The organism is Methylobacterium sp. Leaf108 (assembly GCF_001423265.1).
Taxonomy (GTDB): Bacteria; Pseudomonadota; Alphaproteobacteria; order Rhizobiales; family Beijerinckiaceae; genus Methylobacterium.
The window spans coordinates 13494-26448 of sequence record NZ_LMND01000004.1 but is presented as its reverse complement, the minus strand read 5'-3'; the positions used below and the strand labels follow the sequence as shown (position 1 = coordinate 26448).

Annotated in this window: 10 protein-coding genes; 2 read left to right on the top strand and 8 right to left on the bottom strand. The window is 73.1% G+C overall.

The features are described 5' to 3' along the window. Positions 1–23 precede the first annotated feature (23 nt). Positions 24–950: a zinc-binding alcohol dehydrogenase gene (locus ASF39_RS04965; RefSeq protein ID WP_244472281.1), complete on the bottom strand. Its 927-nt coding sequence runs from the start codon at positions 948–950 to the stop codon at positions 24–26. 186 nt (positions 951–1136) lie between these two features. On the opposite strand from ASF39_RS04965, the gene mdoH reads away from it, so the two are divergent. Beyond that, a complete protein-coding gene (gene mdoH / locus ASF39_RS04960) occupies positions 1137–2819 on the top strand; it encodes a glucans biosynthesis glucosyltransferase MdoH (RefSeq protein ID WP_244472276.1) in 1683 nt (560 codons plus the stop codon). Here the strand turns inward: mdoH and ASF39_RS04955 are convergent. The 7 genes from ASF39_RS04955 to ASF39_RS04925 all read right to left on the bottom strand — a co-directional run bounded on the left by ASF39_RS04955 (position 2798) and on the right by ASF39_RS04925 (position 11493). Beyond that, positions 2798–3523, bottom strand: a complete 726-nt coding sequence (locus ASF39_RS04955) for a Crp/Fnr family transcriptional regulator (protein WP_056281684.1) — start codon at positions 3521–3523, stop codon at positions 2798–2800. The genes mdoH and ASF39_RS04955 overlap by 22 nt on opposite strands. A 286-nt stretch (positions 3524–3809) precedes the next feature. Then, positions 3810–4988 carry an L-dopachrome tautomerase-related protein gene (locus tag ASF39_RS04950; RefSeq protein WP_056281539.1) on the bottom strand — a complete coding sequence of 393 codons (1179 nt, stop codon included), beginning with the start codon at positions 4986–4988 and terminating at the stop codon, positions 3810–3812. Between the two features lie 26 nt (positions 4989–5014). Further along, entirely contained in the window at positions 5015–5983 is a 969-nt protein-coding gene (locus ASF39_RS04945; protein ID WP_244472275.1) for an SMP-30/gluconolactonase/LRE family protein, read from the bottom strand. 24 nt (positions 5984–6007) lie between these two features. Further along, on the bottom strand, positions 6008–7219 hold the full coding sequence (locus tag ASF39_RS04940; protein ID WP_244472274.1) for a major royal jelly family protein: 1212 nt from the start codon (positions 7217–7219) through the stop codon (positions 6008–6010). Between the two features lie 138 nt (positions 7220–7357). Further along, complete coding sequence (locus tag ASF39_RS04935) at positions 7358–8452, bottom strand: catalase family protein (protein WP_056281533.1); 1095 nt, start codon at positions 8450–8452, stop codon at positions 7358–7360. Between the two features lie 96 nt (positions 8453–8548). Further along, the gene (locus ASF39_RS04930) at positions 8549–10093 is read right to left on the bottom strand and encodes a GMC family oxidoreductase (protein WP_056281530.1); all 1545 of its coding nucleotides are present in this window, start codon (positions 10091–10093) and stop codon (positions 8549–8551) included. Beyond that, positions 10090–11493: an alpha/beta fold hydrolase gene (locus ASF39_RS04925; protein ID WP_056281681.1), complete on the bottom strand. Its 1404-nt coding sequence runs from the start codon at positions 11491–11493 to the stop codon at positions 10090–10092. Before ASF39_RS04925 ends, ASF39_RS04930 begins: the two co-directional genes overlap by 4 nt. Before the next feature lie 177 nt (positions 11494–11670). On the opposite strand from ASF39_RS04925, the gene ASF39_RS04920 reads away from it, so the two are divergent. Then, a complete protein-coding gene (locus tag ASF39_RS04920; RefSeq protein WP_056281527.1) occupies positions 11671–12840 on the top strand; it encodes a dimethylmenaquinone methyltransferase in 1170 nt (389 codons plus the stop codon). The last annotated feature ends 115 nt before the right edge of the window (positions 12841–12955 follow it).

Genomic DNA, 12955 nt, shown 5'->3' with positions numbered 1-12955 from the left:
GTCCTCGGGGTTGGTGACGGTGCTCAGAGGGCGTAGCGCACCACGGTGCAGAGGCCCGGCGCGCCGGCGGCCAGCAGGCGCGGCAGGGATTCGGGCAGGTCGGCGAAGGCGACCTCGCCGGTGATGAGCGCGTCGAGGCGCGGATCGGCCAGGAGGCCCATGGCCTTGTGCATCCGGCGGGCGTAGCTCCAGCGCGGCCGGCGCGAGGCCGAGACCCGGCCGACCTGGCTCGAGACCAGGCTGAGGCGCCGCACGTGGAAATCGAGGCCCAGCGGTGCGGCGACGCTGCGCGCGCCGTACCAGCTCAGCTCCACCACCCGGGCCTCGTCGCCGGCGAGCGTCAGGGCCAGGGCGAGCCCGTCCTGGCTGGCGCTGGCGTGGAACACCACGTCGGCCTCGCCGGGCCGGGCGTCGGCGGGACGCGCGAAGGCGGCGCCGAGCCGTTCGGCGACGGCGGCCCGTTCGGGCAGCACGTCGATCACCGTGACCTCGCAGCCGACGATGCCGGCCGCGAGATAGGCCACGAGCAGGCCGACCACGCCGGCGCCGACGACGGCGATGCGGTCGCCGGGGCCGGCGCCCGAATCCCAGACCGCGTTGAGGGCGGTCTCCATGTTGGCGCCCAGCACCGCCCGGCGCGGCGGCACCCCGGCGGGGATCGGGCACAGGTCGGCGGCCTGCGCGAAGAACTGGTCCTGGTGCGGCTGCAGCGCGAAGACGAGGCCGGTGCCGGCCGCGTCAGGGGCCGCGATCCGCCCGACGGCGCAGTAGCCGTACTTGACGGGGAAGGGGAACTGCCCCTCCTGGGCCGGGGCACGCATGCGGTCGTACAGGGTCTCGGGCACGAGTCCCTCGAAGACGAGGCGTTCCGTACCGCGGCTGATGCCGCTCCACAGGGTCTCGACGGGAACCGCGCCGGGCTCAGGCGCAGCCGGAACCTCGTGTCGCAGCTCGGCTTGTCCGACGGCGGTATACCAGAGCGCCGTCAGCCCTTCCGCTTCCCGAACCGCTGCGCCGGATGTCTCCCGATGATTCACGTCGACTCCTTGCAGCCCCGGTGCACGGAGGCGGACGGTGGCGCTCCTCTCACGACGCCCGCGGGCCTACAACCCCGCAAAACCCTGCGCTGGCGCCGCATGCTGGTGCTCGCCCTCAACCTCGCGAGCAGCCTCGTCCTCCTCGGGCTGACGGCGGTCGTGCTCGGGGCGGGCGGCTGGAGCCTCGTCGATCTGGCGCTGCTGGCCTGCTGCGCCCTCTCCCTGCCCTGGACGGTGCTGGGGTTCTGGAACGCGGCGATCGGCCTCTGGCTGATGCGCCGGGGTGCGGAGGGCCTCGCGGCGGCCGCCCCCTTCGCGATCACCGGCCAGGAGCCGATCCGCATCGCCACCGCCGTGGTGATGACCCTGCGCAATGAGGACCCGGCCCGGGCGCTGGCGCGGTTCGAGCGGGTCAAGGCCAGCCTCGACGCCACCGGCTGGGGCCGGGCCTTCGCCTATCACGTGCTCAGCGACAGCGACGACCCGTCGGTGGCGGCGGCCGAGGAGCGGGCGGTGGCCGACTGGCGCGCCCGCAGCCCGCTCGCGGAGCGTCACCGTATCGCCTACCGGCGCCGGGCGCACAACACCGGCTTCAAGGCCGGCAACCTCCAGGATTTCTGCCGCGCCCACGGCGGGACCTGCGACCTGATGCTGCCGCTGGACGCCGACAGCCTGATGGACGGGGCCTGCATCCTGCGCCTCGTGCGGATCATGCAGGCGTACCCCGGCATCGGCATCCTCCAGAGCCTCGTGGTCGGGGCGCCCTCGGCCAGCCCCTTCGCCCGCATCTTCCAGTTCGGGATGCGCCAGGGCATGCGCCCCTACACGATGGGGTCGGCGTGGTGGACGGGCGATTGCGGCCCGTTCTGGGGGCACAACGCCCTGGTGCGCATCCGCCCGTTCGCCAGCCACTGCCGCATGCCGGTGCTGCCCGATGGGATCTTCGGCGGCCCGATCCTGTCCCACGACCAGATCGAAGCGGTGCTGATGCGCCGGGCCGGCTACGAGGTGCGGGTGCTGCCGGTGGAGGGCGGCAGCTTCGAGGACAACCCGCCGACGCTGTTCGACCACGTCGACCGCGAGGTTCGCTGGTGCTTCGGCAACCTGCAGTACCTGCGCCTGATGCGGATGCCGGGCCTGCACCCGGTCAGCCGGTTCCAGCTCGCCGCGGCGGTGATGATGTTCCTGACCGCGCCCGCACTGACCCTGGCCCTCGTCCTGGTGCCCTTCAAGCTGATGCAGGTGGAGGAGGGCTTTCCCGTGGCCCTGGCCGCGGGGCTCTACCTGGCGTGGCTGGCCGCCTCGATGGCGCCCAAGCTCGCCGGCTACCTCGACGTGCTCACGTCCCGCCGCGCGACCCGCGCCCACGGCGGGCTGGCGCGGGTGACGGCCGGTGCCCTCCTGGAACTGGCGTTCTCCTTCGTGCTCCTGGCCGTGAGCAGCTTCCGGCTCACGCTGTTCATGGGCCAGCGCCTCGTCAGTCCCCGGCACGCCTGGGGCCGGCAGAACCGCGACGCGCAAGGGGTGCGGTGGACGACGGCCCTGCGCCGCCTGTGGCCCTGCCTCGCCTTCGGGCTCGGCCTCGGCCTCGCGCTCCTCGCGCTCGGCCCCGCCGCCTTCGTCTGGAGCCTGCCGCTGACGCTGGGCTACCTCCTCGGCATTCCCTTCGCGGTGGCCACCGCCTCGCCCGGCGTCGGCCGGGCGATGGTCCGCCTCGGCCTCTGCGCCACCCCGGAAGAGATCGCGCGGGAGACCGATCTTCAGTCGTCGAAGTGGAGATAGAGCGGGTCGAATTCCGCCGCCTCGGTCAGGCCGTGCCAATCCTCGATCACCAGGGTGCGTCCGCCCAGCGCGATCAGCTTCTGGCTGCGAAGGTCCTGCAGCACGCGGTTGACGTGGACGTTGGAGAGGCCCAGCGCATCGGCGATGTCGACCTGGGTGATCGGCCATTCGCAGCGATAGCCCTCCGCCAGCCCGAGGGCGTTCAGCTTGACGTACATCTCGCAGAACAGGTGGGCGATGCGCCCGCTGGCCGAGCGGCGCCCGAGGCCGGTCATCCACTCGCGGAAGATCGAGGCGTCGACGAGGGTGTCGCGCCACAGGGCGCCCGTGATGCCCGGGAAGCGGCGGGTGATGTCGAGGACCGCCTCGTGCGGGATGAAGGCCACCGTGCAGGGCGTCACCGTTGCGAGGTTGTGGTCCATCACCCGCAGGTGCAGGCTCTGCAGGTCGGGGATGTCGCCGGGGATGTGGAACGACATGATCTGCCGCTTGCCCTCGGTGAGGATCTTGTAGCGGCAGGCCCACCCGTCGAGGATCAGGCAGCACTGGGTCGGCCGGTCCTTCTCGCGGACGATGTCGTGGCCGCTGTCGAGGCGCCGCTTGGTGAAGGGCAGGGTTTCGACGGCCCGCTTCTCCGCATCGGAGATGTGTTCGATGCTCGAGAGCTTGCGGACCAGGAGCTTGAGGTCTTCGGGCGATATCATGGTCACCGGCGGCGGTCCTGTCTCGGCCAGGCTACCCTGGGTAGAGACGATCGACAGAGGAAAGGGTACGGGACGACGTGGCGTGCGCGACGGATTGTCGGTCGAGCGCGAAGACGACAGATGTTCGCGGGTCCGCATTAGCATAAGTTGCCCGGAGGGCGCGCGATAGCGGGTCGCGTGACCTGTCGGCCGGGGCCTGCGCCTGCGGCGGATCGGCTCGCGGCGCGGCGCTGCTCCGGGAAAGCGGCCGTGTCCCGTGACGGGGTGAGCCGCACCCCGCCCGATGTCAGGCCGGGTCGGCGTCGATTCGCATCCGCAGGATCGCGTAGGGCGTCACCCGCCGGTCCTGGCCGCGGTTGTACTCGGGGCGGCGGTTGACCTGGGCCGCGGTGATGTAGAGCCAGCGGTCGGCGGTGATCGCGAAGGTGTCGGCCCAGATCAGGCGCGGGTCGGTGGCCAGGATCGAGACCGTGCCGTCGGGGTCGCGCCGCCCCACGGCGTTGTGCTCCTGCAGGGCGAGGTAGACCCGGTCCCGCGCGTCGGTGGCGAGGCCGCCGGTCATGCCCTTCTCGCCGAGGTCCTCGACGCCGGCCGCCACCGCGGCGTCGGAGGCTTGGCGGTCGAGGAGGGAGGCGGTGTCCACCGCATACAGCCGCCGGCCCATCAGGGGCGCGTAGTACAGGCGCTTGCGGTCGGCGCTCAGCGCGATGCCGTTGGCGCCGCCCTGGACGGGGCGGGGCGGGCCCTCGCCCTTGCGCTGCATCACCGCCTCGCCCTCCACGAGCTTGAGGAGACCCTTCTGCGACCGGGTGCTGGCGTGGCCGGCCAGGCGCCGCACCACCCGGCCGTCGGCGAGGTCCACGGCGAGGATCGCCCCCTCGCCGTCCTGGCCCTGGTCGGTGACGTAGGCGAGCGCCCGGCCGGGGCCGATGTCGAGGCGCAGGTCGTTGAGGGAGGAGGTCGGCACGACGCCCGCCTCGAGGGGGACCACCCGGCGGATCGCGGCCGCCGCGATGTCGATCCGCACGAGCTTGGGCCCCCCCGGCACCGGCGGCCCCGCGCCGTCCGGCAGGCCGGCATCGAGCACCCAGAGGTGGTCCTCGTCGTCGAACACGCCGTTGGGCACGTGGAACAGCCGGGCCTGCGGCTGTGCCGGATCGATGGCGTTGGTGGCGAGGTCCGGGAACGGCCGGACCTGCCCGTCGGGCATCACCTCGCCCAGGGTGAAGGGGACCGCGGCCTCGAAGCGGGGCATCATGACGAAGAACCGGCCGCCCCGCGAAATGGCGAGCCCGGTGGGGTTCGACGGGGCATGGGCGACCCGGGCGAGCTCCATCGGTCCTCGCGTGCGATCACGCGCCACGCCGTCCCCGGGAGCGGCCCCGTCCCGGCTCGCCGCCGGCGTGGTCAGGGCCAGCGCGGCGGCTCCGGTCGCGGTCATCAGGTGGCGGCGGTCGAGGGTCATGCGGGCTCCGGTCGAGAGGGCGAAAATCAGGCGAAGCGGGCGCCGCGGACCTGGAGGTCGATCGCGTGGACGGCCGGGCCGGCGCAGACGAACAGGCGGCGTCCGTCCGGCCCGCCGAAGGCGACGTTGGCCGCCGCCGTCGCGGTGGCGATGCGCCCGAGCGGGGCGCCGCTGGACCCGAACACCCGCACGCCGTCGACGCAGGCGGCATAGACCCGGCCCGCCTCGTCGACGGCGAGCCCGTCGGCCACGCCCGCCTCCAGGGTGGCGAACACCCGTGGCGCCGGCAAAGGACCGGCCGTCACGGCGAAGGCGTAGATCGCCCGGGCACCCTCGGGGTTCTTGAGGGCGGCGCCGGTGTCGCTCACGTAGAGGGTGCGGCCGTCGGGTGAGAAGGCGATGCCGTTGGGCTGGTCGAGGGCCTCGGTCATCGCCGCGATCCCGCCCGAGGGCGCGATCCGGTAGACCCGCCGCGCGGACTGGGCCGGCTCGGCCATGATGCCCTCGTCCGGCACGGTGATGCCGTAGATCGGGTCGGTGAACCAGATCGCCCCGTCCGGGCCGAGGGCCGCGTCGTTGGGCGAGTTCAGCGATTTGCCGGCGTAGGAATCGGCCAGCACCGTCAGGCCGCCGTCCGCCTCGCGCCGCACCACCCGGCGCCCGCGGTGCTCGCAGGTGACGAGGCGCCCCTGCGCGTCGAGGGTGTTGCCGTTGGCGTTGTTCGACGGATCACGGAACGTTCGCGCCTCGCCGTCCTCGCCCAGCACGAGCATCCGGTTGGAGCGTACGTCGCTGAACACGAGGCCGCCCAACGCCGGGGCGAAGCACGGCCCCTCGCACCAGCGCCCACCGGCATAGAGTGTCCGTAGCTGCGCGCCGGGATCGACCACCGCCGAGAAGCCGGGGTCGTCTGCGCGCAGGATCGGGCCGGCGGTGACCGGAGCGGTCGTCAGCCCCGCCGCGGCGGCCGCTAGGACGTCGCGTCGTGACATCATCGTTCCGTCTCGCGTCCGGGCGGTTCAGCGGGCGGGCGGCACGGCCGACCCGGTGGCCTCGGCCGCGTTCGGCTTGAAGCTCCACAGGTCGGTGGGGAGGGCGGCCGGAGCGTCGGGCTTGTAGAAGGCCGAATCCTGGATGCGCGAGGTGGTGACGTAGAGCGTCCCGTCCGGACCCTCGCCGAAGGTGTCGGGCCAGCGCAGGCGTTTGTCCTGGATCAGGGTCGCGAGGGGCGAATCCTTGGCCGACAGGTCGCGGACCTTGATGGCGTCGTCCTGCGGCGAGGTCACGTAGAGGCGTCCGTCGCGCCGCGACACGATGAGCCCGTCGGCCGGCCCGTTGTCGCCGACCCGCTCGATCTTGGAGGCCGGATCGCCGGCGAGCGCCGTCGGCAGCAGCGCCGTGGCGAGGCCGCCGGCCAGGGCCTCGGTGGGAATGGAATACAGCGTCCGGCCCTTGATCGCCTGCCAGTACAGCGTCTTGCCGTCGGCCGACAGTGCGATCCCGTCGGCGGCGAATTCGACCCCGCGGCCGTCGGGGCGGCGCAGGGGCCTACCGTCGTAGGTCACCGTCACGGCCGGATCGGCCTGCGTGCTCGGATGGCCGTCGAGCACGCGTCGGGCCTTGCCGCTCTCGACGTCGAGGACGATCAGGGCGCCCCTGGCCCCGGAATCGGTCAGATAGGCGGTCCTGCCGTCGGGCGAGAAGCGGACGTCGTTGAGGTAGGACCCCTGCGGTGCCACGGTCTCGTCGAAGGCGATGGTGCGGGTGGGCGTGTTGGTCTTCAGGTCGATCGCCACGAGCTTAGGGCCGCCCTTGACGATGGCGCCCATGGCGGGGGCGGCCGGATCGAGCACCCAGAGGTTGCCCTGGCGGTCGGCGACGACGCTCTGGACGCAGACCCAGTGGTCGCCGGCCGAGACCTCGTCCCTGCGCGCGTTGCGCCAGCCGTTCCAGCCCTCGTCGGGGAAGGGGACGAGCCTGCCGTCCTTCACCTCCGCGACCGAGACCGCGCTGTCCTCGGTCCAGCGCGGGAAATTCACGAAGATGCGCCCCTCCGGCGAGACGGTGACGCCGGTGACCTGATGTTCGAAGCTCGCGACCTTGGTCAGCACCGGCCCGGTTCCGGACGGCGCCTGGGCCATGGCGGGAAGGGCGGCCAGCATCGTCGTGGCGACGAGAAGTGCGAGAGGGCGCACGCGGCGGATCGGGTTCATCATAAGCGCTTGTTCCATCGGGTCTCGTCTCATGGCGACGTGGTCCGTCGGTGTCGGGAATGGCCCACCGGCGACCGACGCGGGTCTCGGGCGACCGCGGCAGATCGACGAGGGGTCAGGGGGGTCGAGGAGGTTCATCCGGCCACGATCGCCCCGCTAGCCCCTGATCCCCGACAGGTCGCGCGGGTCGTGGATGGGGCAGCCGTTGCGGGTCGCGCGGAAGTCGGCCGAGCGCGGATAGGCGGCGCGGCGCGCCCGCATGATCGAGCCGAGCGGCCGGTGTGCAGCGAGCCCGTTCCAGGGACTGAAGGCGAAGCCGTCGTCGATCGCCTTGATCCGCCCCTCGTCCCAGGAGGACTGGCGCGGCACCGTGATCGTGGCCACCGCGACATAGGGGCTCTCGTGCTCAGGCCACGGCACCGAGGCGTCCTCGATCGGCATGGTCCGCGCGTTCGTGCGCAGCTGCACCCGTAGCTCCCACACCGCCTCGTGAGCCGAGAAGTAGGCGAGGACCGCCTCGCGCAGGCCGTTGGGCTTGCCGTTGACGTTGAGGGCCGCGCCGGTGAGCGCGGTCAGCTCCGGCGACACCGGCGCCACCGCCACCTTGGCGACGTAGTCGCCCCATCGCAGCGGCACCTGGCTGTAGAAGGTCTCGCCGAGGAGATGGGTCTCGGGGTGGCCACCCAGGGCGATCAGGGTCGGACTCTTGCCCCCGAGGCTCTCGATCACGCCCTCGATCCCGCGCAGCGTCGCGGAGAACGCCTTCTTGAAGATCTGCGGCGTGTCCGTGGTGGCGGCCAGGAGCTTGAGGCTCCCGAGGAAGGCCTTGGCGTCCGGCGCCACGAACGCGGGGGCGTTGGCCAGCACGAAATCCTGGCTCGTGCCGGGAGAGTCGGGCAGCCGTGCGCCCTCCACGCCCACGACCTTGACGGCGAGGCCGCGCGGCGTCGAGACGCTGTCGTCGAGGATGTCGCCTGGGTTGGTGGAGAGCCGCAGCGCCACCTCGTAGGAGCCGGGGGTCGCGACCAGCCCCTGCGCCAGGGCCGGGGCCAGCCCCTCGCGGACCTCGAGGCGGCCCTTCAGGAGCCCATGGCTCTTGGCATGGACCCCGCGCACCGCGTGGCCGTAGTGGCCGGACGTCGTCTCCTGGATCGTCGCGAAGGTGGCGATCATCTCCTCATGGACGGCCGCCTCGCCCGGATCGGGGCGCTCGGCATCGTCGTCGTAGGGGATGGGATCGTGCAGCGGCATCGGCCTCTCCGGTGCGACGGCCGCCCGCGCGGCAGCGACCTTATCGAGGGGTCAACCGCCCTGTCCGGGCGGACGTTCCGAGCCCGTCGGCGGCCCTCATCGGCCGAGGAACCGCTCGGCGCTGCGCAGGCTGAGGGCCATGATGGTCAGGGCCGGGTTGGCGGCGAGCGAACTCGGGAAGGTCGAGCCGTCGCAGATCCACAGGTTGGGGACCTCGAAGCTGCGCCCGAAGGGATCGACCACGGCGGTCTTCCCGTCGTGGCCCATCCGGCAGGTGCCGAGGGTATGGGCGACCCGCTTGAGCGCCCAGATGTCCTGCGCCCCCGCCTCCTGCCACAGGCGGGTCATGAACCGGGTGGCATGGGCGTCGAGGCGCTCCTCGTTCGCGCCGTAGCCGAAGTCGATGCGCGCCTTGCGCATCCCGAGGTCGTCGGTCTCGTCGCCGAGGGTGAGGCGGTTCTGCTCGGAAGGCAGGGTCTCGCCGTTGATGCCGAGCCCGGCGACGTGGTTGTAGCGGGCGAGGTAGTCGACGAGGTCGCGTCCCCACAGGCCGCGCCCGCGCGCCACCGAATTGGCGAAGGTCAGCGGCACCACGCCGAGGCTCTGGACGAGGTAGCCGCCGACGAAGTCGGCGTCGTCCGGACGCACCATGTCCTCGGTGATGAGGGAGGAGGGGTAGCCCTTGTTGGGCCGGGTCTCGGCCGCGAACGTCCCCCACACCTGGGTGGCCACATGGCCCATGTAGTTGCGCCCGACCTGCCCGCTGCCGTTGGCGAGGTCGAGATGCAGGAGGAGGCGGGGCGTCTCCACCGCGCCGGCGCAGAGGAACAGGGCGGCGCAGGCCTGGCGCACGTCCCGTCCCTCGTGCCGGTAGACCACCGCCACGACCCGGCCGTCCCGGTCGCGCTCGATCCCGTGGACCGTGCAATCGGGCCGGATCTCGGCGCCGTGGGCCACCGCCAGGGGCAGGTAGGTGACGTCCATGCTGGTCTTGGCGCCGGTGCGGCAGCCCTGGTGGCAGTAGCCGCAGCCGATGCAGCCCGGCCGCTCGTCGGCGCCGGCGGCCGCGAAGGCCCGCGAGACCACCGCCGCGGGCGCGTCGGTGGCGCGCACGCCGAGCCGCGCGCAGGCCGCGGCCATGATCTCGGCCGAGGCGTTGCGCGCCACCGGCGGCAGCGGGTAGCGCCGGCTCGCGTCCCACGGATAGGCCTGCGCCCCCGAGACGCCGATGAAGGCCTCCACCCGTTCGTAGAACGGCAGCAGGTCGTCGTAGTCGAGGGGCCAGTCGGCACCCTGTCCGCTCTCGGACCGGAGCTTGAGGTCGCGCCGGTCGGCCCGCGGCACGAAGGCACCCCAGTGCAGGGTGGAGCCGCCGACACCGGTGCCGCTGTTGTTGGCCCCGAACGCCTCGGGCGTGGCGCCGCCGCTCAGACGTTCCTTCGTCCAGTAGATCTCGTCGGCCAGCGTCTCGTCGAAGGCGAAGGTCTTGGGGTCGAAGTTCGGCCCCGCCTCCAGGGCGACGACCTTGAGGCCCGCCGCGGCCAGCCTCGCCAGGAGCGGCGCGCCGCCGGCTCCGGTGCCGACGACGACGGCATCGACCACGTCCAAGGGCGCATGGCGCCGCATGCCATCGAGGTTCATCGCGTCTCCTCCCCGGCCGCTGCCGGTTCCCAGGGCTCGCGCCCGTCGACGCCCACGCGCGCAAACCCGGCCGGTGCGGTATCGCCCCCGGCCCCGATGCCGCCGAACCCGATCCGCGCCAGGGCGGCGGGGTGGGCGAGGTAGGTCCGCACCACATCCGATCGCAGGTCCTCGAACCACAGCGTCATCTGCGCCGCGTCGAGGCCGGTGCCGTCGAGCCGGCCCTCGGCCGCCGTCGTGAGGATCGCGTCCTGGGCCGTCCCGTCGAGGGCGAGGAAGCGCAGGTGGGCCCGCGCGCAGGCCTCGCCGTCGAGGCTGCGGATCGCGGCCCGATAGGCCTGGCTGTCGGGCGGCAGGTCGGCGAAGCGCCAGCCGTCGCCTTCGCCGCGCCCGAGCCGGGCGTCGATGCGCGCGGCGATATCGATGCGCGCGCTCCCCTCCTGCGGCAGCACCCGGTCGACCACGGCGCGCAGGATCGCCAGTTCCACCGGGTCGAGGACGGCGGGCCGGTAGGCGGGGTCGTCGGGCGCCGCGCGGTCGTCGAGCGCCGCGCGCAGGCGGCCGTTCACCCGCGGCGAGGCGATCAACGCGCGGTACTCGGCCGGGATCGCGGGCGCGACCGGGGCGGGCGGCGGGGCGAAGGGCTCGCCCTCGATCAGGGCGGCCAGCACCTCGGGCCGCTCCATCGGCAGGAGGTGGCCGGCGCCCTCCAGCACCACGAGGCGATGGTGCGCCAGATGCGGTGCCATGAGGCAGGCCTGGGCGGTGGCGCCGAGGTCGGCGTCCTGCCCGCCCGCCACCACCAGGGCGGGGGTCGCCAGCACGCCGATGCGGGCGCACCAGTCCTCCCGCGCCCCGCCCTCGAGCCAGGCGGTCCAGGCGGCGGGGGAGGCCTCCAGCACGTCCTCCACCGCCTGCCCGGCCAGGGCCTCCGGCAGCGGTGCCCCGACGTTGGCGGCGATGAAGCCCTGCGCCTCCCTGCGCCGCGTCTCGGCATCGGCGCCGATCCAGGCGATCATCGCGGCGCGGCGCTCCTCCTGCATCGGTTCGGGACTCGGGGGCGAACCCGCCAGCAGGACGAGCCCGCACAGGCCGGCAAGGCCGTCCTCGCCGTCCTCCGCGCGCCGGGCCACCGCCAGCGCCACCTTGGCGCCCATGCTGTGGCCCGCGAGCATCCAGCGGCGCGGCGCCTCCGCCCGGACGCGGGCGATCACGTGGTCCGCCATCTCGGCGACGGCAAAGCCGGGCACGTCCTGGGCCGACCCGAAGCCGGGCAGGTCGAGGGGCAGGCAGGCCACGGTGCCATCGAGGCGGGCGGCGATCGGCGCCCATTCCCGCGCGCTGCCGCCGAGGAAATGCAGGCAGACGAGGGTCGGCGGGGGCGTTTCTGGATCGGGCATCGGCTCCATCTCGCGCCCGGAGCGCGGCAATCAAGCGCGACCGGTTGCGGCGTCTGGCAGCATTCCGGGGCGGGAACGATCGTCCCGGTGCCCGAAGCGGTCGTTGCACCGCACCCGCAAGGCCGCCATAGCAGTCCGGACCTGGTGGCGAGGGCCGCCGCGCCGAGGATTCCCGCCGTGAACGCCACGCAGATCACCCACAACGATCTCGACGGCTATGCCGCCTCCACCGTGGTCGGCGCCTTCCTGCCGGTGTCGCGGATCGTCCACGTGGCGCGCTATTCCGACATCGGCCCGGTGGTGGACGTCGAGCTCAAGCGCCTCACCGCGGCGCGCACGCCCGAACTCCTGATCGTCACCGACCTCGGGCTGGAGGCCCCGGCGGTGAACTTCCTCAAGGCCTTCGCGGCGATGAACGCCAAGCGTGCGCCCGAGCAGGCCCACCGCCTCGTCGTCCTCGACCACCACGCCTCGTCCCTCGACCAGCTGCGCGAGCAGGGCATCGTCCCCCTGCCCCCGCAGGCCGAGGGGGAGACCCTCAGGCGGTTCGATCTCGGCGACCCCGCCATCGTCCTGCTCATCGACGAGGGGTGCTGCGCAACCCGCATGGCCTTCGCGCACCGCGCCCTCTACGCGACGCAGGAGCCCGACGAGGCCCAGGGCCTCGACCTCGCCACCCTGGTGGAGGCGGTGGACGCCCTCGACCTGTGGAAGAAGGAGCGGCCGACCTTCCTGGGCGGGCACGTCCTCGACGAGGTGTTCTGGGACAACGTCTCCAACCTCGTGCCGCTGGGCCATCCCTGGCACGACCGCTTCGTCGGCGAGCTTTTCCGCGGGGTGGCCGGCTTCCTGCGCCAGGGCCTGCCGCCGGCGCGGATCGAGACCGAGGTCGGGGCCCTGCGCGCCCGCGTCCTCGATCGCCTCCTCGAGGGCGAGCCCGACGACGACCGCTCGCTCACCACCCGCATGCGCATCGCCCGCATCCTCGCCCGCTCCGAGACGCTGTTTAGGCCGCTTTCCGACGGGACGCTGCTCTCGTTCGGGCTCGATTCGGGCATGTTCCAGCGGGTGTCGGACCGGATCATGGAGAGCGGCCGGGCCCGGCGCGTGGTCAACGTCCAGCGCACCGGCTCGCTCTCGTTCCGCTCCAACGACGAGACCGCCCTCGACGGCGCCCGCAGGTTCCGCGGCGGCGGCCACAAGGACGCGGCCGGCGGCCGCCTGCCCAACAACGGCTCGGCCTTCTCGATCGCCGACGCCCTGTCTCAGGTGGAGCCGGTCCTCAACCCGCCCGCCCCCGATCCCTCGGCCAGCCCCTTCGGCGCCCTGAAGAACTGGAAGGGATAGGGCGAGGGGGACCGAACATCGCTTCGCGCGGGCGGTTGAACTCTCGTCGAGCGGGTCGTCCGTCGCCGGAGGGTCGCCCGAGGAGGGATCGCCCGCCGGCCTCGGGCGTCTTCCC